Genomic DNA, 21,739 nt, shown 5'->3' with positions numbered 1-21,739 from the left:
GGCACCGGGCCGGGGCGCGCTTCGCCGCTTCGTGCGGGGTGGTGCTAGAGGGCCACGCCCAGGAGGGCGTCGACCGTGCGGGACACCAGGCCCGGGGCCGACTCGTCGTCGCCGTCCGTGGCGATCTGCAGCTCGGCCCAGCGGTCCACGGCCGCGAGGGCCGCGGGGGCGTCCAGGTCGTTGGCGAGGGCTTCGCGGACCTCCTCGACCAGGGCGTCGGCCGTAATGCCGTCCGGGCGGGAGACGGCCGCGCGCCAGCGCTCCAGGCGGGCCACCGCCTGCGCGAGGACCTCGTCGGTCCACTCCCAGTCCGCGCGGTAGTGGTGCGAGAGCAGGGCCAGGCGGATCGCCGCCGGGTCCACTCCGGCCCGCCGCAGGGCGGACACGAAGACCAGGTTGCCCTTGGACTTCGACATCTTCTCGCCGTGCAGGGCGACCATGCCCGCGTGTACGTACGCCTTGGCCATGGGGAACTCGCCCGTCAGCACCTGGGCGTGCGAGGCGCCCATCTCGTGGTGCGGGAAGGCGAGGTCGGAGCCGCCGCCCTGGATGTCGAAGGTCATCCCCAGGTGGTCCAGGGCGATGGCCACGCACTCGATGTGCCAGCCGGGCCGGCCGCGGCCCAGGGAGCCGCCGTCCCAGCTGGGCTCGCCCGGACGGGCGGCCATCCACAGCATCGGGTCGAGCGGGTTCTTCTTCCCCGCCCGGTCGGGGTCGCCGCCGCGCTCGGCCGACAGCAGCCGCATCGCCTCGGCGTCCAGGTTGGACACCTTGCCGAAGTTCGGGTCGGACTCCACCGAGAAGTAGACGTCGCCGTCCAGCTCGTAGGCGGCGCCCGCGTCCCGCAGTCGCTCGACCAGCGGCACGATGCCGGGTATGGCCTCGACTGCTCCGATGTAGTGCTGCGGCGGCAGCATCCGCAGGGCGGTCATGTCCTCGCGGAAGAGCGCGGTCTCGCGCTCGGCGAGCTCGGTCCAGTCCTGGTTGTCGCGCAGCGCCCGCTCCAGCAGGGGGTCGTCCACGTCCGTGACGTTCTGGACGTAGTGGACCTGCCTCTTGGTGTCGAGCCACACGCGTTGCACGAGGTCGAACGCGTTGTAGGTCGCCGCGTGACCGATGTGGGTCGCGTCGTACGGGGTGATTCCGCAGACGTAGATACGGGCGACGGGACCGGGGGCGAGGGTGATCGTCCCCTGGGTCGCGGTGTCGTGGATCTGGAGGTCGCGGCCCTTGCCAGGCAGGGCGGGGACCTCAGAAGCGGGCCAGGCATGCATGTCTCGAGCCTAACCGGACGGGTGTTCCGAAAACGAACCGGACCTGCACTGTTGTCTTGATCGGCACTCTTGCGCCATGGCCGGTTCTGTGCGTGTCGACCCCGGTCGGCTGCGCTGCGCTCGGCTGGGCTCCGGCCGTCTCAGACGGGCGGCCACGGGATCGAGGGCCACTGCCCGGAGGGCTGCGGATGCGTCCCCGTGCGCAGCAGGAGGGCCACGCGGGCCCGTACGGCGGCCAGCTCGGCGGCGGTGACCAGTTCGGCCAGCCGGGTGGCGAGGGGCTCCCCGGGGGCCAGTGCGGCCTCCAGGCCGGTCAGCACGGAGCGCGCCTCCCCGGTCAGCGGCTCCCCCGCCCACCCCCACAGCAGGGTGCGCAGCTTGTCCTCGGTGTGGAAGGTCACTCCGTGGTCGATGCCGTAGAGCCGGCCGTCGGGCGCGGGCAGCAGGTGGCCGCCCTTGCGGTCGCCGTTGTTGATCACGGCGTCGAGGACGGACATCCGGCGCAGCCGTTCGTCGTCGGCGTGCACGAGCAGGGCGGTGCGGCCCTCCCCGACCTCGGCGAAGGCGACGGGCTTCCAGCCCTCCCCCGCCTCCTCGCCGTCCACCAGCGCGAGCAGTCCGGCCTCGGGGGACTCCCCCGTCTCGATCCACTGCTGGACCATGCCCTCGCCGTACGGTCCGTCGCGCAGCACGGTCGGGGGCACCAGCCCCCAGCCGGTGGCCTCGGAGACCAGGTAGGCGGCGACCTCGCGCTGGGCGAGGTTCCCGTCGGGGAAGTCCCACAGCGGGCGCTCGCCCTTGACCGGCTTGTACACGCAGTCGGCGCTCGCGCCCTCGTGCGTGACGCTGCACAGCAGGACGGCGTTGGACGCCTCGCGGATCCGGCCGACGACCGTGAGCTCCCCGTGGGCGAGCAGTGCTTCCAGTTCCCCCGTGGAGTTCACGCCTGGCGCCGGTAGCCGTTCTGGCGCGGGCAGACGTGCCCCTCGGGGTCCAGCGGCAGGCTGCACAGCGGGCAGGGCGGCCGGCCCGCGTTGACCACGTCCAGGGCCCGCTTGGCGAAGGCCCGGGCCTGGGCGCCGGAGAGGCGAACCCGCAGCATCGGCGGCCCGTTCTCCTCGTCCTGGAGGAGCCGTTCCTCCGCCTCGGCGAGGTCCTCGTCCGAGTCGGCGTCGAGCTCCACCAGCGCCTGCGCCTCGACGATCATGCGCTGGTCCTCGCCGTCCCAGGCCAGGGCCATGGTGCCGACGCGGAACTCCTCCTCGACGGGAACGTCCAGGGGTGCGGTGTCGGTGGCCTCGGCGGGGGCGACGGCCGGGACGGGGGCGTTGCCCCCGGTGCGCCGTACGACCTCGTCCAGCAGTTCTTCCATCCGCTCCGCGAGCGCCGCGACCTGGGTCTTCTCCAGGGAGACGCTGGTGACGCGGGGGCCGGTGGAGGCCTGCAGGAAGAACGTACGGCGTCCAGGCAGGCCGACCGTGCCGGCCACGAAACGGTCCGGGGGGTCGTAGAGGAACACCTGACGGGGCACGTCCAGTCTCCAAGTGTCCGGGGGTCCCCCGACGGAGTCAGGGGAGGCAGGGGCAGGGCTGCGCCCATGTGTTGGCCCGTCCACCCTACTGCGCCGTTCGATCACACCGCGCCCGCACCGCCCCCCACGACCGCCTCGCCTGCGTCCGCGGCCGCGTCCGGGGGCGCCGCGGCCTCGTCCGCGGGGGTTTCGCGCGGTACGAACGAGGCGAAGTCCCCGGTGTCACCGAGCCGGAGCAGGAACGGCCGGGTCGGCGTGTAGCGGATCGCGGTGACCGAGCAGGGGTCGACGTGGATCCGCTGGAAGAGGTCCAGGTGCATGCCGAGGGCGTCCGCGACAAGGGACTTGATGATGTCCCCGTGGGAGCACATCAGGAACACGGCGTCGCTGCCGTGCTCCTCCTCGATCCGGGCGTTCCAGTCGCGTACGGCGTCCACGGCGCGGGCCTGCATGGCCCGCATGGACTCGCCGCCGGGGAAGGCGGCGGCCGACGGGTGCTGCTGGACGATGCGCATCAGCGGTTCTTCGGACAGTTCGGAGAGTTTGCGGCCCGACCAGTCGCCGTAGTGGCACTCGCCGATCCGCTCGTCGGTGTGCAGGACCAGCCCGGGCCTGGCGGCCAGCAGGGGGGCGAGGGTCTCGGCGCACCGCTCGAGCGGGCTGGAGACGGCGGCGGCGAGCGGTACCCCGGCGAGCCGCCCGGGCAGGGCGGCGGCCTGTCCGGCACCGTGCTCGTCCAGGCTCACTCCCGGGGTCCATCCGGCGAGCAGCCCTGCGGTGTTGGCGGTGGACCGCCCGTGTCGTACGAGGATCAGCGTGGCCATGCCACCACCCTATGCGGACCGGCCGGTGTGCGGGCGGGCGCTGGGCAGGGAACAATGCGCGGGTGATTGTCGACTGCGCCATGTACCGAGGCGGCCGCCGTTCCGAGGCGCCCGAGGACTTCTCCGATGCCCTGGACGAGGCGCGGGCCTCCGGCGACGCCTTCCTCTGGGTGGGCATGCACGAGCCGACGGCGAAGGAATTCGAGCACGTCAGCCAGGAGTTCGGGCTGCACCCGCTGGCGGTGGAGGACGCGCTGACCGCCCACCAGCGGCCGAAGCTGGAGGTGTACGACGATTCGCTCTTCGTGGTCCTCAAGCCGGTGATGTACGACGACTCCTCCGACACGGTGACCGCGGGCGAGCTGATGGTGTTCATCGGCGACTCCTTCGTCGTCACGGTCCGGCACGGCGAGGGGGCCGCGCTGGCCGCCGTGCGCCACCGGCTGGAGCAGGAGCCCGACGTCCTCAAGCACGGCCCGACGGCGGTGCTGTACGCGGTCTCGGACGCGGTGGTGGACCACTACATCGAGGTGGCGGCCGAGCTCCAGGCCGACCTGGAGGAGCTGGAGGCGGAGGTCTTCGCGCCGAATTCCGCGGACACCAAGAACACCGCGGCCCGGATCTACGGCTTCAAGCGGCAGGTCCTGGAGTTCCGCCGGGCCACGAGTCCGCTGCTGCAGCCGATGGACCGGCTCGCCTTCGGGGACGTGCCCTTCGTGCACGAGCACGCCCAGCCGTTCTTCCGCGACGTCGCCGACCACCTGACGAAGGCGAACGAGTACATCGAGGGCCTGGACCGGCTGCTCTCGGACGCGCTGGCCGCGCACCTGGCGCAGATGGGGGTCCGGCAGAACGACGACATGCGCAAGATCTCGGCCTGGGCGGCGATGGCGGCGGTCCCGACGATGGTGGCGGGGATCTACGGCATGAACTTCGATCACATGCCGGAGCTCAGGCACCGGTGGGGCTATCCGCTGGTGGTCGCGGTGATGCTGGGCCTGTGCCTGGGCCTGCACCGGATGTTCAAACGCCGCGGCTGGCTGTAGGCGGTCCGGGGCGCCGGGCGGCCCTGAGCGGCGGGCGGTCCTGAGCACCGGGCGGTCCTGAGCGGCCGGCTGCCCTGAGCGGCCCGGCCTAGGCGAACTCGGGCGCCGAGGTCGGCGCGCCGCCCAGCGCGTCGCGGCGCTCCGGCGGGCGCAGGGCGACCATCCGGTGCCAGCCGCCGAAGCGCTCGTACGCGTACACGCCCCGGATCCCGGCGGCCAGCGCGGCCGCCTTCGGCGCGGGCCAGCCCAGCAGCCGGCCCATGCGCGCCATGACGGCGAGGCTCACGTCGCGGTAGACGGCGATCTCGGCGAGCGCGCTCTCGCGCAGTACCCGGTGGATGGTCCGGGCGTGGCCGGCGCGGGCCAGGCGCAGCAGTTCCTCGTGGCAGTAGGCGAGGTGGTTGTCCTCGTCGGCACTGATCATGCGGACGGCCCGGCCGAGGTCGGGGTGGTCCCCGAACTGCCGCAGCAGCATCACCATCTGCTCGGAGGCGCGCTGTTCGGTGACCCGGCTGTGGGCGAGGTAGACGACGACGTCCTCCTCGCTCAGGGCCCGTTCGCCGCGCAGCTTCTCGTGGCTCAGGCCGATGCCGCGCCGCTCCAGCAGCATCGTGTAGTCGGTCTCCGGGGGAACGGGGACCGGGGCGAGACCGCGCTTGCGCAGCAGCGCGTTGAAGATCCGGCCGTGCTTGTCCTCGTCGGCGCCGTGCCGGGTGATCTTGGGCGCGAGGTCGCGCATGGAATCGGGGACCAGGGCCGCGATCCGGGCGTTCTCCCAGCCACCCTGGGACTCGCCGCCGGCGGCGATGGAGCAGAACAGCTGGAAGGAGCCGTCGTGGTCGACGATCTCCCGGAACAGGCCGCGCGCAGAGAGCATGCGTCGAGTCAAAAGCCGATTCCGCGACCGGGCAACCGGATGCGGCCCACGGCTCCGCCGAATGGATCGGACACGACCGGTGGGCCCGGGGGCGTAACCCCGCGGGCCCCCCGCGCGTTGTTGGCTGTGTCGGCCGTGGCGGGGAAGACCCCCCGAGCCCCCACCACGGCCGCAGAGCCCGCACGCCTGACCGGTCGGCCCTCAGACGGACCCGTCCGTCGCTCCGCCGAACCGGTCAGGCGAGGCCGGCCCGTTCCATCGCCTCGACACCCGTCCGCAGGGCGGTGATCCGCTCCTCCAGGGTGAAGCCGGCCGGGGCGAGCGTCAGGGTGGTGACCCCGGCCTCGGCGTAGGCCCGCATCCCGTCGGCGATGCGCTCCACCGGACCGAGCAGGGTGGTGGAGTCGATCAGCGAGTGCGGGACCGCGGCGGCCGCGCCCTGCTTGTCGCCCGCCAGGTACTTGTCCTGGACCTCCACGGCTTCCTTCTCGTAGCCCATGCGCTGGGCCAGCTGGTTGTAGAAGTTCTGCTTGCGGCTGCCCATGCCGCCCACGTACAGGGCGGTGTACGGGCGGAACATGTCCGCGAGCCCGGCGACGTCGTCGCCGACGGCCAGCGGCACGGTCGGGCAGACGTCGAAGCCGTCCATCGTCAGCCCGGCCTTCTCGCGGCCCGCCCGGATGTGGGTCAGGGCGGTGGCCTCCAGGTGCTCGGCGGCCGGGAAGATCAGCAGGGCGCCGTCGGCGATCTCGCCGGTCTGCTCCAGGTTCTTCGGCCCGATCGCCGCGATGTACAGCGGGATGTGCTCGCGCTCGGGGTGCACGGTCAGCTTGAGCGGCTTGCCCGGTCCGCCGGGCAGCGGCAGGGTCCAGTGCTCGCCCTCGTAGCTGAGGCGCTCGCGGGTCATCGCCTTGCGGACGATCTCCACGTACTCGCGGGTCCGCGCGAGCGGCTTGTCGAACTTCACGCCGTACCAGCCCTCGGAGACCTGCGGTCCCGAGACGCCGAGGCCGAGCCGGAAACGGCCCTTGGTGAGCGAGTCGAGGGTGGCGGCCGTCATGGCCGTCATGGCGGGCTGGCGGGCCGGGATCTGGAGGATCGCCGAGCCGACGTCGATCTGCTCGGTCTGGGCGGCGACCCAGGCCAGGACGGTCGGCGCGTCGGAGCCGTAGGCCTCCGCAGCCCAGCAGACGTCGTAGCCGAGGCGGTCGGCCTCCTGCGCGACGGCCAGGTTGTCGGCGTCCATGCCAGCGCCCCAGTAGCCGAGATTGATGCCGAGCCGCATATGTCGTCCCCTTACCGGTTTACCCATCAGTAACGTAGGTCTGCGGGGACTGTAGCGCGCCCGGGTGTCCCACGTCAGTGCCGCAGTAGTCTCAGCCCTCATGGAGCAGAGGCATCTCGGCCGCACCGGACTGCGCGTCTCCCGGATCGGTCTCGGCACACTGACCTGGGGCCGGTCGGCGGACGGACCGGACGAGGCGGAAGCGGCCGCGCAGTTGAAGACGTTCTGGAACGCGGGCGGCACGCTCGTCGACACGGCCGACGTGTACGGGGGCGGGGAGGCCGAGTACCTCCTCGGGCAGTTGATCGGTTCCGTCGTCCCGCGGCGGGATCTGGTGATCGCGACGAAGGCGGGCGGGGTCGCGGACCCGGACCGCCGCTTCGACGGCTCGCGCGGGCACCTGCTGTCCGCCCTGGACGACTCGCTGGCCCGGTTGGACACCGACTACGTCGACCTCTGGCAGGTCCACGCCTTCGACCCGTGGACCCCGCTGGAGGAGACCCTCCAGGCGCTGGACATCGCGGTGAGCAGCGGGCGGGCGCGGTACGCGGGGGTGTCGAACTTCAGCGGCTGGCAGCTGGCGAAGGCGGCGACCTGGCAGCTCGCGGCGCAGGGGGTACGGAGCCGGCTGGCCTCGACGCAGATGGAGTACTCCCTGCTCCAGCGGGGCGTGGAACGCGAGGTGGTGCCGGCCGCGCTGGACCTGGGCGTGTCCCTGCTGCCGTCCTCCCCGCTGGGCCGGGGCGTCCTGACGGGCAAGTACCGGTCCGGGACCCCGGCGGACTCCCGGGGTGCCTCGGAGACGATGGCGGCGTTCGTGGACCCGTACCTGGACGAGGCGGCGAGCCGGATCGTGGACGCGGTGGCGACGGCCGCCCACGGCCTGGCGGTGACCCCGCTCCAGGTGGCCCTGGCCTGGGTCCGCGACCGCCCGGGAGTGGCCGCGCCGATCGTCGGCGCGCGGACGTCGGCGCAGCTCGGGGCGGCCCTGTCGGTGGAGACGCTTAGTCTTCCGGTGGAGATCCGCCAAGCGCTGGACGACGTCTCGGCGCCCGTCCACCGCTACCCCGATCAGGACTGGAGCACCCTGTGAGCGAGACCGCTGCCGCGGCAGACCCGGCCGACCCGGCCACTGCCGGGACGCCCCCGGAACCGGCCGCTCCCGAGGTGGAAGCGGCCCCGGCCGACGGGAAGGACACGCCCCCCTCCACTGCCGACCGGGAGGCCGACCCGACCACCCCCGAGGCCGACGGCACGGGCACAGGCGCGGACCGGGACGGCGAAGCCGTGGCGGGCGACTCCGGGAGCGGGGACGGCGAGGCCGAGCCCCCGACCCCCGAGGCCGACGGCACCGGCGAAGCCGCGGCGGACGGCTCCGGCGAAGCCGGGAGCGGGGACGGGGGTCCAGGGGCGGAGCCCATGGTTTCGGGAAGGGGCGGGGTGGGGGAAAGCCCCGCGGGGCCCACCCCCGACGGCACGGACACGGAGACCGGGGACGCGCCGGCCGACGGCGAGAGCGGCGGTGCCGGTGCGGAAGCCGAACCGGCAGCGACCGACGTCGACCCGGGCGCGGGAGCGGAAGGGGTCGCCGAGACCGCCGAAGCCGCGCCGCAGCTCAGTGAGGCCGCCGCCGAGCTGGCCGCGCAGCGGATCGAGCGGGAGCGCATCGCCCGCCGCAAGGCCGAGCGCGAGGCTCCCGTGGAGGCCGGGGCCAAGCTCAGCGGCCGCGCCGCCGACCTGCTGGCCGCCGTACGGGCCGTGGAAGGCGGCGCCAAGCCCCCGGCCCGGTTCGACGCACCCCCGGAGCCCCGCCGGACGGTCCCGGCCCCCGCGCCCGCGCCGGAGCGCGCCCCCCTGGCCGCACCCGCGCCGACGGGCCCGCCCGCCCCCTCCCCCGACGCCGTCCAGGCGGTCCGTGCCGTACTCGCCCGTGGCGGCGCCCCCGAGACGCTCGCCCCGCAGGCCACCGCGGCCCTCGGCGACGACGCCGCCGCGCAGCTCGCGGAATCCCCCTGGCGGCTGCTGGCCGTCGCCGGGGTCCGCCCGACCCAGGCCGACGGGTTCGCCCGCGCCCTCCTCGGCGCCGGGGAGACCGGCCCCGGGGACGAGCGGCGGGCCGCCGCCCTGGTGGGCTGGCTGCTGGCCCAGGCCGCCGCCAAGGGGCACACCGTGCTCGACGCCCCCACCCTGGAATCGGCGCTGGCCCAGTACGGCGTGCCCGACCCCGCCGAGGCGCTGGAGGCGGCCGTCGGCGACGGAGCCGTGCTCGCCTTCGAGGAGCCGGTCGGACCGCCCGTCGGGGAGGACGAGGAGCAGCCGGTACGGATCCTGGTGGGCCTGGAGGGCTCCGCCATGGCCGAGGAGAGCCTCGCCGAGGGCCTGGCCCGGCTCGCCAACACCTTCACGGACCCCGCCGACTGGGAGAAGGCCGCCACCGGCCCCGGCGCCGAGCTGATCCGCGCCGCCGCCGGGCACGGCCTGGTCACCCACACCGGCGGCGAGGCCGCCCGCGCCGAACCCCGCGCGCTCCTGGCCGCGGCCCGGGAGTTCGGGCTCCGCGCCTGCCTGGCCGCGCACGCCCCGGCGGCGGACGCCGTCACCGTGGCCGGTCTGCTGGGCGGCGCCGAGGGCCCGGGCCGGAACGCGGACGGGCAGTTCGCGCTGGACCTGCTCATCGTCCTGGACGCTCCGCAGCTGGACGTGGAGACGGCCGCCGCGCTGGTGGAGTCCGTGCCCGACGGGGCCCGTCTGGTGCTGTCGGGCGACCCCGCGGTCCTCGGCTCCGCCGGTCCCGGCCGGGTCTTCGCCGATGTGCTCGCGGCCCGCGCCTGCCCCGGGCTCGTCTCCCGCGTCCCGGACCCCGGCCCGCTCGGCGAGCTGGTCTCCGGGGTCGGCGTCGGGGAGCTGAACCAGGTCGACGCCCCCGGCAAGGAGGTCGTCATCGTCCCGGTCCGCGACGCCGGGGAGGCGGTGCACCGCACCGTGCAGCTGGTGGCCGAGTCGGTGCCGCGCGCCTTCGGCGTCCCGGCGGACGCGGTCCAGGTGATCACCCCCGGCCACGGCGGCGCGGCGGGCACCCGTGCTCTCAACGCCGCCCTCAAGGAGCGGCTGAACCCGGGCCCCGGCCGCTTCGGCGGCTTCGACCCCGGGGACCGGGTGGTCCACGTACCGTCGGCCGGGCGGGCGCTGCCGGCCCGGGTGGTGTCGGCCGACGCGCAGGGGCTGCACCTGGACGCGGGGGCGGGCGCGCGGATCGTCGTACCGAAGGAGCGGGTGGAGTCGCGGGTGCGGCACGGCTGGGCCGTGACGGCGCACCAGGCCGTGGGGGCGCGCTGGCCCGCGGTGGTCGTCGTTCTGCCCGGTGACGCGGCGCAGGCCCTGTCCCGGGACTGGGTGTACACGGCGTTCGGCCGGGCCGAGCGGCACCTGTCGGTGGTGCACGGGGTGGACCAGGCCCTGGCCCGCGCGGTCGCGGAGGTGCCGGCGAAGCCCCGTACGACCCGGCTGACGGGTCTGCTGCGGGCGCTCGTGGCGTCGGCGCGGGCCCAGCCCGAGTAGCGGACGCGCCGCGGCCCCCGTCCCGGGCGGGACGGGGGCCGCGGCCTCCTGCGTACGGGTCAGCCGCCCGGCTAGGCCGGGGTCAGACCGGGCTCCGCCGGCTCTTCCTCGCCGTCCTCGACGTACTCCTCGTCCAGGTCCTCGTCGAACACCGAGCTCACGTCGAAGCGGTGCATCACGTCTTGCGGATCGATGTGCGTGAAGGGCGAGCCCAGCCAGTCCCCCGGTTCGGCCACCTCCTCCGAGGCGGCGATCCACAGCGTGGAATCGCCCTCCTCCAGTCCGAAGTCCTTCGCGCGCGAGGCGATCTCGTCCGGCTCGTACTCCCCGAAGAGCACGCCGAGGGCCTCGGCGGTGCCTCCGTCGTGGTCGAGCGCGGCCTCCCGGTCGTGCGCGACGACCCGTTCGGCCTGGGCGAGCAGGCGGGCCGGTTCGACGACGGCGTAGTCGCGGCGGATGAGCACGCTGAAGGCGGCGGGCTCGGCGGGGCCGGTGTACGGCAGCCCGTCCTCGGGAGTGGGGATCTCGAAGGGGGTGACCTCGTCGTGGCGGTCGTAGAGGAGCTCGTCGTACTCCTCGGCAGCGGCGGCGAGTTCGTTGAACGCGGCGTAGACGTCCGGATCATCGTCCCCGATCCTGCTCTCGACCGCGGCGAGGTGACGGTCGAGCGCGGCCTTGACCGCCTCGGCGGCGGCGCGTACCTCGGCAACAGTGGGCAGAGCGGCATCAGACATAGTGCAGACGCTATCCGTAGCGGGGCTCTCCCGGCACAATAGATGCGATGCCGGAATACGAATTTGTCGACTTGTACGTGCCCCGCGGGGTTCCTCGCCAGGAAACGACCCGCCTGTTGACCGATCATGCCGAGTACGGGCTCTGGGAGCTCGACCGGCTGACCCTGCTTCGGGACGGCAGTCGCCGCGTGCGACTGCGCCGCCGGATCATCCGCCAGGTCCGCGCGACCTGGTGATGCGGGTGACGTGGGCCCCGGGGGCCGGGACCCACGTCGTGAACGTCCGTCAGGCGGCGTTGCGCGCCCGGCGGTAGAGCACGGAGCCGGCCAGCAGCATGCCTGCGGCCAGGGGCACGCCCGCGGTGAGGACGTCACCGGATCCGGTGGCGGCCAGTCCCCCGGCCGGGGTCGAACCCGTACCGGTGGTGGTCCCCTGGGCGGGGAGCGTCACCGGGGTCACCGATCCGGTGCCGGGTCCCGCGCCGGGGCCGGCGGGCGTGCCGGGGCCGGCGGGCGTGCCAGGGCCGGTGGGCGTGCCGGGCTGTCCGGGGACGGGGGTGCCGGGGGTCCCCGGGTTCCCGTGATCGCCGGGGGTGCCGGGACCGCCCGGGTTTCCGTGGTCTCCGGGACCGCCGGGGTTCCCGTGATCGCCAGGACCACCGGGGTTGCCGTGGTCACCCGGCCAGCCAGGGGTGCCGTGATCCCCGGGACCGCCGGGGTTCCCGTGGTCACCCGGCCAGCCAGGGGTGCCGTGATCCCCCGGACCACCCGGATTGCCGTGGTCGCCCGGCCCGCCGGGGTTGCCGTGACCCCCCGGACCGCCAGGGGTGCCGTGATCGCCGGGACCACCCGGGTGCTCCGGATGCCCCGGGCCGTAGCCCCCGTCGTCCTCGTCGCACTGGTCGTGCGGTTGGTCCGGGTGCTGCGGGTACTCCGGGTGCTGCGCATGGCCCGGTCGCCCCGGGAGGTTCGCGCAGCGGTTGCCGAAGGCCGGATTCAGCGCCCCCACGACCGTCACCGTGTTCCCGCAGGCGTTCACCGGTGCGTCCACGGGTGCCTGGAGGGTGTTCCCGGACAGCAGGCCCGGAGAGTGCGCGGCGTGGCCGGAGGCCCCGGAGTCCGCGTGTGCGTACCCCCCTCCGAACGCGAGCAGACCCCCCGCGGCCGCCATGGTGATCAAGGTCTTCCTGCCGGTGACCTGTACCTGTCGTCGCATCTGTACTTCGTCCCCTGGTGTGTGCGTCGTGCGCGTGCACGACGTGGCCGGCGCACTGGCCGCACAGGCTCCCCCGCCTGGTGCACCGGAAGATCGTCATCGGGCCCGTAAAGCCCGGCGGCCCCGGAGCGCTGGAATGCGCTCCGGGGCCCAGAACTTCAGAAACGTCAGGCGTTGACGCAGGTGGTGCCGAAAGCCGGGTTCAGCAGACCGATCACGGAGACCGAGTTGCCACAGACGTTCACGGGGACGTGAATCGGAACCTGGATGACGTTGCCGGACGCGACACCGGGCGAACCGATGGCCGCACCCTGGGCACCAGCGTCGGCGACAGCCAGACCCGCACCCGCGAGAACCAGACCACCGGTGACAGCCGCAGCGGCGGCAACCTTCTTGAGCATTGTTCCTCCTAGTAGGCAAGCGCGGTCCCAGCCGCGGACCGCACCACCTGTAACGAGGAGGGATCACCGGGGCTACGAGCGTATGAGCGCATTCACTCTTCTCAGTGGAATCCGCACACCTTCCCGATTCCGCGGCGTTAGCTTCCGCCCGTTCCGGTCAGGACTCGTCGATGAACCGGTCGAGCACCCGCACGCCGAACTTCAGCCCCTCCACCGGCACCCGCTCGTCCACCCCGTGGAACATCCCGGCGAAGTCCAGCTCCGGCGGCAGCTGCAGCGGCGCGAAGCCGAAGCAGCGGATGCCGAGGTCGTCGAAGGACTTGGCGTCCGTACCCCCGGAGAGCATGTACGGGACCGCGTGCGCGATCGGGTCGTGGGCCTTCAGGGCGGTCTGCATCGCGTCCACGAGCTTCCCGTCGAAGTCCGTCTCCAGCGCCTTGTCCGCGTGGACGTCCTCCCGCTTCACGCGCGGGCCGAGGATCCGGTCGAGGTCGGCGAAGAACTCCTCCTCGTAGCCCGGCAGGAAGCGGCCGTCCACGTGGGCGGTGGCCTGGCCGGGGATGACGTTGACCTTGTAGCCGGCGCCGAGCATGGTCGGGGCGGCCGAGTTGCGCAGCGTCGCGCCGACCATCTTGGCGATGCCGCCGAGCTTGGCGAGCGTGGCGTCCATGTCGTCCGGGTCGAGCGGGGTGCCGAGCGCGTCCGAGAGCTCGTCCAGGAAGCTCCGTACGGTCTTGGTGACCCTCACCGGCCACTTGTGGCGGCCCAGGCGCCCCACGGCCTCGCACAGCTCCGTGATGGCGTTGTCGTTGTTGGTCATGGACCCGTGGCCGGCGGTGCCCTCCACCGTGAGCCGCATCCAGTGCATGCCCTTCTGGGCGGTCTCCACCAGGTACAGCCGCAGGTTCTCGTTGACGGTGAAGGAGAAGCCGCCGACCTCGCCGATCGCCTCGGTGACCCCCTCGAAGAGCCCGGGGTGCTTGTCGACGAGGTGGCGGGCGCCGTAGACGCCGCCGGCCTCCTCGTCGGCGAGGAAGGCCAGCACGATGTCGCGCGGGGGCTTGCGGCCGCTGCGCATGCGGTCACGCACGACGGCCAGCGTCATCGCGTCCATGTCCTTCATGTCGACCGCACCGCGGCCCCAGACGCAGCCGTCGGCGATCTCGCCCGCGAAGGGGTCGTAGGTCCAGTCGGCGGCGTTGGCCGGGACCACGTCGGTGTGCCCGTGGATCAGCAGCGCCGGCCGCGAGGGGTCCTCCCCCTCGATCCGCGCCACGGTCGAGGCGCGTCCCTTGTGCGATTCGAAGATCTGCGGCTCCAGCCCGACCTCGGCGAGCTGCTCCGCGACCCATTCCGCGGCCTTGCGCTCGCCGGGGCCCGAGTGGTCCCCGTAGTTGCTGGTGTCGATCCGGATGAGGTCCCTGCAGAGGTCGACGACCTCGTCCTCGCCCGAGATGGTCCTGCCCGCGCTCGATTCGCTCACGCTGCTTCCTCCCACTGATCAGTACCGGACTGCCCCCCATCCTCCCGCTCCGGGCGCCCGCGCCCAAGGGCGATCCCCGGCCGCGGGGGGTGTGATCGAGGACCCCGGAATGTTTGGTAATGTTTTCCACGTCGGAACGGCCCGCGAGGGACGCGAGACAGACACCTTGTCCGGGTGGCGGAATGGCAGACGCGCTAGCTTGAGGTGCTAGTGCCCTTTATCGGGCGTGGGGGTTCAAGTCCCCCCTCGGACACCAAGCGAAAACCCCACTTCACGTGGGGTTTTCTGCGTTTGACGGCAAAGGCGGGGCGCGTCGCGCGCGACAGGTTCGGGATATTCTGTACCGGTGAATGAGAATCTTCCCCCTTGTCCCAAATGTTCCTGTGAGTACACCTACGAGATGAACGCGCTCGTGGTGTGCCCCGAGTGCGGTCACGAGTGGGTGCCCGCCGAGGGCGGTGCCGAGGGTGGCGGGGACACCGGGGAGCGGGTCGTGAAGGACGCCGTCGGGAACGTGCTGAACGACGGCGACTCCGTGACCGTCGTCAAGGCGCTCAAGGTCAAGGGCAGCCCTTCGGGCATCAAGGCCGGTACCAAGGTGCGTGGCATCCGGCTCATCGACGGGGTCGACGGGCACGACATCGACTGCCGGATTGACGGCTTCGGCGCCATGCAGCTGAAGTCCAGCGTGGTCAAGAAGGCCTGACCGGTCCCGTACGTGCGAAGGGGGCCCCGCCGCGGCGGGGCCCCCTCGCACGTTCCGGGTCGCGCGTTCCGGGTCCGGTCAGCCGCGCGGGGCGGCACCGGCCGCCTCGGCGGACTCCGCGGACTCCGCCGCCTGGTCGAGGCGGAAGGCCTCGTTGCCCAGGCCGATGCGGGCGTGCACCGCGGGGCGGGTGGAGCGCAGGACGAGCCCGTACGCCAGGCCCACGACGGCGGCGGCGGCGATGATGCCGGGCAGCGCCCAGCTGAGCGCGGAGCCCTCCTCCGCGCCGACCAGGACGCCGAAGTCCCGGACCGTGTAGACGGCGATGGCGAGCAGCGCGAGGCCGGCGAGGCCGGCCGCGACGAGCCGCCAGACCTGGGCGCCGGCGGTGCCGCGGCGGACGAAGAAGGCGATGACCGCGAAGGAGGCGGTGGCCATGAGGAGGGTCACGCCGAGGGCGCCGACGCTGCCCATCCAGGTGAACAGGTGCAGGACGGGCACGGTGGGGTCGCCGGCCGGCAGGTCGTCGGTGAAGGCGAAGGCCAGTACGACGACTACGGAGATCGCGGTCTGCAGGAGCGAGCCGGTGGCGGGGGCGCCGGTGCCCGCGCTGGTGCGGCCGAAGGCGGCCGGGAGCAGGCCCTCGCGGCCCATCGCGAAGGCGTAGCGGGAGACGACGTTGTGGAAGCTGAGCATCGCCGCGAACATGCCGGTCACGAACAGCACGTGCAGGGCGTCGGTGAAGGCGGCGCCCAGGCGGTCCTCGGTGAGCTGGAAGAGCAGCCCGGGGCCGGCCTCGGCGGAGGCCTTGACCACCTCGCCGGGGCCGGTGGCGACGGTGAGGGCCCAGGCGCTGAGGGCGAAGAAGAGGGCGACGAAGCCGACGGCGAGGAACATCACCCGGGAGACGACGATGTGCGGCTTGCTGGTCTCCTCGGCGTACACCGGGGACTGCTCGAAGCCGACGAAGGCGGCGATGCAGAAGCACAGGGCGGTGCCGAGCCCGGCGCCGGTGAGGGTCTCGGGGTTGAAGGCGTGCAGCGAGAGGCCGTCGGGGCCCGGCTTGCCGAGGGCGGCCAGGTCGAAGACGACGACGAGGAGGACCTCGATGAGCAGGAGGACCCCGAGGACCTTGGCGTTGAGGTCGATCTTCAGCCAGCCGAGCGCGCCGGTGAGGGCGACGGCGGCCAGGGCCGGTATCCACCAGGCGAGTTCGGTGTCGAGGTAGGTGGTGAAGAGGCCGGAGATCTCGAAGCCGAGGATGCCGTAGACGCCGACCTGCATGGCGCTGTACGCGACGAGGGCGACGAGCGAGGCGCCGGCGCCGGCGGTGGGGCCGAGCCCGCGCGCGATGTAGGCGTAGAAGGCGCCCGCGTTGTGGACGTGCCGGCTCATCTCGGCGTAGCCGATGCTGAAGAGGGCGAGGACGGCGCCGAGGATGACGAACAGCAGGGGCTGTCCGACGATGCCCATGACTCCGAAGGTGGTGGGCATGACGCCCGCGACGACCATCAGGGGCGCGCTCGCGGCGAGTACGGAGAGCAGGAGGCCGGCGGTGCCGAGGCGGTCGGCGCGCAGTGCGCGGTCCTGGCCCTTGTACGTACGGATCTCGGCCGGGTCGGCCGCGTCGGTGAGCGTGGTGGATCTGCCCGTCGGCATGGCGGTGTCCTTTCCGGGGCGGGGACTGGGCGGGGGTCAGGCGGTGCCGAGCGCGGCGCTGCGCGCGGCGAGGAAGGCCTTGTGCGGGTCGAGGTCGGGGTAGGACCACGGGGCGCGGGTGGCGTGGCTGCCGATGCGCTGGAAGAGGGCCGCGGCCTCGGCGGGGCGGCCCTCGCAGAGTTTGGCGTGGGCGAGGAAGTTGAGGTCCACGCGGTTGCGGGGGTGGTCCTCGCGCTCCCACTCCAGCCACCAGTCGAAGGCGGAGCGCAGCACCTGGCGGGCGCGGCGGCCGGACCAGTGCTCGGCCCCGGTGTCCTGGGCGTGGCCGGCGGCGGCGAGGACGCGGTAGCGCTCGGCGTGGGCGATGACGGGGAGCACGGCGAGCGGGGAGTCGGCCGGGGACTCCTCGGCGGCCCAGGCGGCGAAGTCGTAGACCTCGTGGAGCGGGTCGTGGCCGGCGGCGGGTGACCGCTCGGCCAGCCTGGAGACCATCAGGTGGTGGGCGTGGTGGTGCTCGCGGTGGCGGGCCCGGACCTGGTCGAAGTGGCGGCTGAACTCCTCCTCGGTGCCGAAGGCGCGGGTGAGGAGCAGGAGTCCGAGCCAGGGGGTGGGATCGGCCGGGTACAGGGCCGCGGCGCGGCGGCAGGCCTCCTCGGCGGCCTCGGGGGTGCCCTTGCGGCGCAGGGCGGTGAAGACGGCCGCGCAGGCGAGGAGGGTGACGGCGTCGGCGCTGCCCGGTTCCGCGAGGAGCCATTCGCGGGCCCAGGCGGTTGCGGCCGGGGTTTCCGCGAGGACGACGAGGCGGTGCCCGCGGCGGTCCCAGTCGTCGCCGGTGGCGACCAGCAGGGAGCGGGCCTTGGCCCACCGGCCCTGGGTGAACTGGGCGCGGACATCGACGAGTTCGGTGTCGCAGAGGGCGGAGTCGAAGAGCTGGGCGTCCCGCTTGCGGGCGCGGCCGAGGGGCGGCGGAGGCGGCGACATCCGCGGTTTTCCCTCCAGGACGCGGGCAGTTGGACGATGTGGCTGGAAGATCACGCACAGCAAAGCGGTACGCACAGCTCCGCGTCAAGGTCCAGTCCACCGCGTGGCTCGTTTCAACTGGTCTGCGCAAGAGGCGAGTTGGTGGGGTTCCTCCGGTTCGCCGCCGGTTCGGGAACGGCGGGGCAGGGCGCGGGGACGAACCGGGACGGCTCGCCTCCGGTTCACGGCCGGCGCCCCGGGCGGGGCGCCCGGGAATCGCGGGGTGGGATCCGTGACGGCGGACGGGGAACTCCCGCCCGCCCCGTTCGGCTTCCCCGGACCCCCGCGCGACAGGCTGGTGGCGGCCCTGCCGAGCGGCGGCGAGCCGTGCCGGGGCCGGGCGGCAGGGTCCCCGCCGGCCACGAGGCGGCCGGGTACCCCCCTGCCGGCGGTGGGCGCGCCGATGGCCCTCGTGGACTGCGCCCGGGTGTCCGGCGGGCGTCCTGGAGGTGACGGACGCGGGGGCGCCGGGCCCCGCGGGCGGGGACCCGCGCCGCGCACCGGACGGGGGCGAGGGATTTCGCGTCACTGGCCGAATGGCGATCCGCCCGCGAAGGCTTCCGGCACGGCCCGCGGACGGGGGGTCAGGACACGGCCGCGGCCGCCGCGCGGCCCGCCGCCCGGCCCGAGAAGATGCAGCCGCCGAGGAAGGTGCCCTCCAGGGCCCGGTAGCCGTGGACGCCGCCGCCACCGAAGCCGGCCGCCTCGCCCGCCGCGTAGAGGCCCGGCAGGGGTTCGCCGGTGGCGGTCAGGACGCGGGAGGAGAGGTCGGTCTCCAGGCCGCCGAGGGATTTGCGGGTCAGGATCGAGAGCCGGACGGCGATCAGCGGGCCCGCCGCGGGGTCCAGGATGCGGTGCGGGGCGGCGGTGCGGATCAGTTTGTCGCCAAGATACTTGCGGGCGCCGTGGATGGCCGTGACCTGGAGGTCCTTGGTGAACGGGTTGGCGATCTCCCGGTCCCGGGCGACGATCTCCCGGCGGACCGTCTCCTCGTCGAGCAGCCCCTCCTTCGTGACCGCGTTCATCCCGCGCACCAGGGAGGAGAGGTCCTTCTCGACGACGAAGTCGGCGCCGTTGTCCATGAAGGCCTTCACCGGCCCGGGGACGGCCTGCCGGGCCCGGTCGATGACCCCGCGGACCGATTTGCCCGTCAGGTCGGGGTTCTGCTCGGAGCCCGAGAGGCCGAACTCCTTGCCGATGATCCGCTGGTTGAGGACGAACCACGTGTGGTCGTGGCCGGTCTTCATGATGTGGTCGAGGGTGCCCAGGGTGTCGAAACCGGGGAAGAGCGGTACGGGCAGCCGCTTGCCGGTCGCGTCCAGCCACAGCGAGGACGGGCCGGGCAGGATGCGGATGCCGTGCTTGGCCCAGATCGGGTTCCAGTTCTCGATGCCCTCGGTGTAGTGCCACATCCGGTCCTTGTTGATGTGGCTGGCGCCCGCCTCCTCCGCGATGCCCAGCATCAGGCCGTCCACGTGCGCCGGGACCCCGGAGAGCAGCCGCTCCGGCGGGGTGCCGAGCCGATCCGGCCACTGCTTGCGCACGAGGTCGTGGTTGCCGCCGATGCCGCCGCTGGTCACGATCACGGCCTGGGCCCGCAGGGAGAACTCCCCGGTGGCCTCGCGGCCGCTCGCGGTGCCCCGTACGGCGTCGGAGGGGGCCAGCACCTCGCCGGTCACGGTGTCGAGCGTGCCCGCCGTGCGGGAGAGCCCGGTGACCCGGTGGCGGAACTTCAGCTGGACCAGGCCGCGGGCCACCCCGGCCCGTACGCGGCGCTCGAAGGGCTCCACCAGCCCGGGGCCGGTGCCCCAGGTGATGTGGAAGCGGGGGACCGAATTGCCGTGACCGTTGGCGTCGTAGCCGCCGCGCTCCGCCCAGCCGACGACGGGGAAGAACCGGACGCCCTGGGCGTGCAGCCAGGGGCGCTTCTCGCCGGCCGCGAAGTCCACGTAGGCCTCGGCCCACCGGCGCGGCCAGGCGTCTTCCTCGCGGTCGAACCCGGCGGTGCCGGACCAGTCCTGGAGCGCCAGCTCGCGGGTGTCCTTGATCCGCATGCGGCGCTGCTCGGGCGAGTCGACGAAGAACAGGCCGCCGAAGGACCAGTGGGCCTGGCCCCCGATGGACTGCTCGGGCTCCTGGTCCAGCAGGATGACCTTGCGGCCGGCGTCGACGAGCTCCGCGGTGGCCACGAGCCCCGCGAGCCCCGCCCCGATCACGATCACGTCTGCGTCGTACGTCATGCGAAACCCGTCCTCCGTCGATGGTGGGGCGATCCTTTGCTACGGAGCGGTAACCAGTCAACAGGAGCGGAGGGACCGGAGCATGAGCGCGGCCGACGAGGTGCTGGACGTGGTGGACCGGGACGACCGGGTGACGGGGCGGGCCCCGCGCGGCGAGGTGTACGCGGGCGGGCTGATCCACCGGTGCGTGTTCGTGCTGGCCCGGGACGGGCGGGGCCGGATCTTCACGCACCGGCGGACGGAGTCGAAGCTGGTGTTCCCCGCGCACTACGACATGTTCGTGGGCGGGGTGGTCGGCGCCGGCGAGAGCTACGCGGAGGCCGCCCTGCGGGAGGCGGAGGAGGAGCTGGGGGTGACGGGGCTGGGGCAGCCCGAGCCGCTGTTCAAGTTCCTGTACGAGGGCCCGGGCGGGGCCTGGTGGAGCCACGTGCACGAGGTCCGCTGCGAGCTGCCGGTCCGGCCGCAGGTCTCGGAGGTGGCCTGGTACGCGTGGCTCTCCGAGGAGGAGGTGGAGCGGCGGGCGGCGGACGGCTCCTGGCCGTGGGTGCCGGACGGGCTGGAGGCGTACCGCAGGCTGCGGGAGTTCCGGTCGGGCCGCCAGTAGATTGGGCGGGTGATCGACTTCGTCAAGGACGTGCGGCTGTGGTTCGCGCCGGCTCGGGTGAGGGACGAGGGCGAGACCCCCGACTACCGCTTCTCGCTGGCCAACGAACGGACCTTCCTGGCCTGGATCAGGACCGCCCTGGCCCTGGTGGGCGGCGGTTTCGCCGTGGACCAGTTCCTGCCCGACCTGCGCTGGGGGGTGCGCGTGGGGATGGCCTTCGTGCTGCTCGTGGTGGGTGCGGCCTGCGCGCTGCGGGCGGTGAACCACTGGGTGCGGTGCGAGCGGGCCATGCGGCGCGGCGAGGACCTGCCGCTGTCCCGGTTCCCGGTGGTGCTGAGCCTGGGCGTGGGACTGGTGGCGGTGGCGATGGTGGTGGTCGTGCTGCTGGGCTGGACGACGGGGCGGTGAGCCCCTCGGGCGGGAACGGCACCGGCGCAGGCAGGGCCGGCGGCACCGGCGGAGGCAGTGCGGGGCGGGACGGGCGCGGCGGGCGGGACGGCGGGAGCGGCACCGGCGGGCGGGACGCGGGGCTGCAGCCCGAGCGGACCCGGCTCGCGTGGCGGCGTACGACGCTCTCGTGCGCGGTGGCGGCCGTACTGGCCCTGCGTCAGGCCCTGCACGGACGCGGGTCCCCGGTGGAGCTGACCGGGGTGGCGGTCATCGCGCTGCTCTGGCTGGCGTTCCTGTGGGTGGCGCACCGCCGGATGCGGGAGCTGGCCGCGGTCCGCCCGGCCGGGCTCGCTCCGCGCGCGGCGCTGGCCGCGACGGCGTGCACGGTGGCCCTGGCCGTCTTCGCGATGGCGGTCATCCTCTGAGCCGACGAACCGATGGTCCGCCTTGTGGCGCCACCCCCGGCACAGAGCGGACAGAAGGGGTGATCCGGGTCGTTCCGCACTAGCCTCGGCGCCATGACGACCCTGCACCAGGAACACCCCGCGCACGAGCACTCCCACGCCCACGGACCCGCGTGCGGCCACACCGCGGTCGAGCACGGTGACCACGTCGACTACGCGCACGACGGCCACCTGCACCGGGAGCACTCCGGGCACTGGGACGAGTGCGAGCCCGAGGGGCACGCCGAGCACGCCGCCCACGAGCACGCGCACGGCTCGGACTGCGGGCACGACTCCGTCCGGCACGGGGACCACGTCGACTACCTGCACGACGGGCACCGGCACGCCGTGCACGGCGCTCACTACGACGAGCACTAGCACCAGCAGCAGCACCGGCGCCGGCACCGGCACCGGCACCGGCGAGCGCTGTCGGGCACCCACAAACCCCG

The 21,739-nt window shown here is 73.6% G+C and carries 22 protein-coding genes and 1 tRNA gene; 10 read left to right on the top strand and 13 right to left on the bottom strand.

The features are described 5' to 3' along the window. Window positions 1-44: 44 nt before the first annotated feature. The 4 genes from mshC to OG904_RS25185 form a co-directional block, all read right to left on the bottom strand. Window positions 45-1,274 (bottom strand): cysteine--1-D-myo-inosityl 2-amino-2-deoxy-alpha-D-glucopyranoside ligase, encoded by a 1,230-nt coding sequence (gene mshC, locus OG904_RS25200; RefSeq protein WP_405494644.1) that lies wholly within the window; start codon window positions 1,272-1,274, stop codon window positions 45-47. Between the two features lie 140 nt (window positions 1,275-1,414). After that, window positions 1,415-2,251, bottom strand: a complete 837-nt coding sequence (locus OG904_RS25195) for an SCO1664 family protein (RefSeq protein ID WP_405498258.1) — start codon at window positions 2,249-2,251, stop codon at window positions 1,415-1,417. Continuing rightward, a complete protein-coding gene (locus OG904_RS25190) occupies window positions 2,215-2,805 on the bottom strand; it encodes a DUF3090 domain-containing protein (RefSeq protein ID WP_405494642.1) in 591 nt (196 codons plus the stop codon). The genes OG904_RS25195 and OG904_RS25190 overlap by 37 nt, the downstream gene beginning before the upstream one ends. A gap of 101 nt (window positions 2,806-2,906) precedes the next feature. Further along, window positions 2,907-3,629: a histidine phosphatase family protein gene (locus OG904_RS25185; RefSeq protein WP_405494640.1), complete on the bottom strand. Its 723-nt coding sequence runs from the start codon at window positions 3,627-3,629 to the stop codon at window positions 2,907-2,909. A gap of 62 nt (window positions 3,630-3,691) precedes the next feature. Between OG904_RS25185 and corA the strand changes: the two genes are divergently transcribed. Then, the gene (gene corA, locus OG904_RS25180; RefSeq protein ID WP_405494638.1) at window positions 3,692-4,675 is read left to right on the top strand and encodes a magnesium/cobalt transporter CorA; all 984 of its coding nucleotides are present in this window, start codon (window positions 3,692-3,694) and stop codon (window positions 4,673-4,675) included. Between the two features lie 88 nt (window positions 4,676-4,763). On the opposite strand, the gene OG904_RS25175 is transcribed toward corA, so the two are convergent. Continuing rightward, window positions 4,764-5,552, bottom strand: a complete 789-nt coding sequence (locus tag OG904_RS25175; protein WP_405494636.1) for a ferritin-like domain-containing protein — start codon at window positions 5,550-5,552, stop codon at window positions 4,764-4,766. A gap of 235 nt (window positions 5,553-5,787) precedes the next feature. Further along, window positions 5,788-6,837 carry an LLM class F420-dependent oxidoreductase gene (locus OG904_RS25170; protein WP_405494634.1) on the bottom strand — a complete coding sequence of 350 codons (1,050 nt, stop codon included), beginning with the start codon at window positions 6,835-6,837 and terminating at the stop codon, window positions 5,788-5,790. 100 nt (window positions 6,838-6,937) lie between these two features. Here OG904_RS25170 and OG904_RS25165 point away from each other — a divergent pair, with 100 nt between their 5' ends. Then, window positions 6,938-7,930, top strand: coding sequence for an aldo/keto reductase (locus tag OG904_RS25165; RefSeq protein ID WP_405494632.1), 993 nt, complete (start codon window positions 6,938-6,940; stop codon window positions 7,928-7,930). A 326-nt stretch (window positions 7,931-8,256) separates the two neighbouring features. Beyond that, window positions 8,257-10,395: a helix-hairpin-helix domain-containing protein gene (locus OG904_RS25160; RefSeq protein ID WP_405498256.1), complete on the top strand. Its 2,139-nt coding sequence runs from the start codon at window positions 8,257-8,259 to the stop codon at window positions 10,393-10,395. Between the two features lie 71 nt (window positions 10,396-10,466). Here the strand turns inward: OG904_RS25160 and OG904_RS25155 are convergent, their stop codons facing one another. After that, a complete protein-coding gene (locus OG904_RS25155) occupies window positions 10,467-11,129 on the bottom strand; it encodes a hypothetical protein (protein ID WP_405494630.1) in 663 nt (220 codons plus the stop codon). A gap of 47 nt (window positions 11,130-11,176) precedes the next feature. On the opposite strand from OG904_RS25155, the gene OG904_RS25150 reads away from it, so the two are divergent. Continuing rightward, a complete protein-coding gene (locus OG904_RS25150) occupies window positions 11,177-11,365 on the top strand; it encodes a DUF5703 family protein (RefSeq protein ID WP_405494628.1) in 189 nt (62 codons plus the stop codon). A gap of 49 nt (window positions 11,366-11,414) precedes the next feature. Here OG904_RS25150 and OG904_RS25145 read toward each other — a convergent pair whose 3' ends face one another. The 3 genes from OG904_RS25145 to OG904_RS25135 form a co-directional block, all read right to left on the bottom strand. Further along, window positions 11,415-12,344, bottom strand: a complete 930-nt coding sequence (locus OG904_RS25145) for a chaplin (protein ID WP_405494626.1) — start codon at window positions 12,342-12,344, stop codon at window positions 11,415-11,417. 167 nt (window positions 12,345-12,511) lie between these two features. After that, window positions 12,512-12,745, bottom strand: coding sequence for a chaplin (locus OG904_RS25140; RefSeq protein ID WP_405494624.1), 234 nt, complete (start codon window positions 12,743-12,745; stop codon window positions 12,512-12,514). Window positions 12,746-12,902: 157 nt separating this feature from the next. Continuing rightward, a complete protein-coding gene (locus OG904_RS25135) occupies window positions 12,903-14,228 on the bottom strand; it encodes a M20/M25/M40 family metallo-hydrolase (RefSeq protein WP_405494622.1) in 1,326 nt (441 codons plus the stop codon). Window positions 14,229-14,396: 168 nt separating this feature from the next. Between OG904_RS25135 and OG904_RS25130 the strand changes: the two genes are divergently transcribed. Beyond that, a tRNA-Leu gene (locus OG904_RS25130) sits at window positions 14,397-14,484 on the top strand. A 90-nt stretch (window positions 14,485-14,574) separates the two neighbouring features. Then, window positions 14,575-14,934 (top strand): zinc ribbon domain-containing protein YjdM, encoded by a 360-nt coding sequence (locus OG904_RS25125; protein WP_405494620.1) that lies wholly within the window; start codon window positions 14,575-14,577, stop codon window positions 14,932-14,934. Window positions 14,935-15,012: 78 nt separating this feature from the next. Here the strand turns inward: OG904_RS25125 and OG904_RS25120 are convergent, their stop codons facing one another. The 3 genes from OG904_RS25120 to OG904_RS25110 form a co-directional block, all read right to left on the bottom strand. Beyond that, window positions 15,013-16,593, bottom strand: coding sequence for an APC family permease (locus OG904_RS25120; RefSeq protein WP_405494618.1), 1,581 nt, complete (start codon window positions 16,591-16,593; stop codon window positions 15,013-15,015). Window positions 16,594-16,629: 36 nt separating this feature from the next. Continuing rightward, on the bottom strand, window positions 16,630-17,574 hold the full coding sequence (locus OG904_RS25115; protein ID WP_405494616.1) for a hypothetical protein: 945 nt from the start codon (window positions 17,572-17,574) through the stop codon (window positions 16,630-16,632). A gap of 623 nt (window positions 17,575-18,197) precedes the next feature. Beyond that, complete coding sequence (locus tag OG904_RS25110) at window positions 18,198-19,853, bottom strand: FAD-binding dehydrogenase (RefSeq protein WP_405494614.1); 1,656 nt, start codon at window positions 19,851-19,853, stop codon at window positions 18,198-18,200. Window positions 19,854-19,935: 82 nt separating this feature from the next. On the opposite strand from OG904_RS25110, the gene OG904_RS25105 reads away from it, so the two are divergent. The 4 genes from OG904_RS25105 to OG904_RS25090 all read left to right on the top strand — a co-directional run bounded on the left by OG904_RS25105 (window position 19,936) and on the right by OG904_RS25090 (window position 21,668). After that, window positions 19,936-20,457, top strand: coding sequence for an NUDIX domain-containing protein (locus OG904_RS25105; RefSeq protein ID WP_405494612.1), 522 nt, complete (start codon window positions 19,936-19,938; stop codon window positions 20,455-20,457). Between the two features lie 9 nt (window positions 20,458-20,466). Further along, window positions 20,467-20,865: a YidH family protein gene (locus tag OG904_RS25100; protein ID WP_405494610.1), complete on the top strand. Its 399-nt coding sequence runs from the start codon at window positions 20,467-20,469 to the stop codon at window positions 20,863-20,865. Between the two features lie 122 nt (window positions 20,866-20,987). Next, on the top strand, window positions 20,988-21,272 hold the full coding sequence (locus tag OG904_RS25095) for a DUF202 domain-containing protein (protein ID WP_405498254.1): 285 nt from the start codon (window positions 20,988-20,990) through the stop codon (window positions 21,270-21,272). Between the two features lie 93 nt (window positions 21,273-21,365). Further along, the gene (locus OG904_RS25090; protein ID WP_405494608.1) at window positions 21,366-21,668 is read left to right on the top strand and encodes a hypothetical protein; all 303 of its coding nucleotides are present in this window, start codon (window positions 21,366-21,368) and stop codon (window positions 21,666-21,668) included. The last annotated feature ends 71 nt before the right edge of the window (window positions 21,669-21,739 follow it).

This window comes from Streptomyces sp. NBC_00096 (genome assembly GCF_045041305.1).
Lineage (GTDB): Bacteria > Actinomycetota > Actinomycetes > Streptomycetales > Streptomycetaceae > Streptomyces.
The sequence above is the reverse complement of the archived record's forward strand: the minus strand, read 5'-3'. Positions and strand labels throughout refer to the sequence as shown.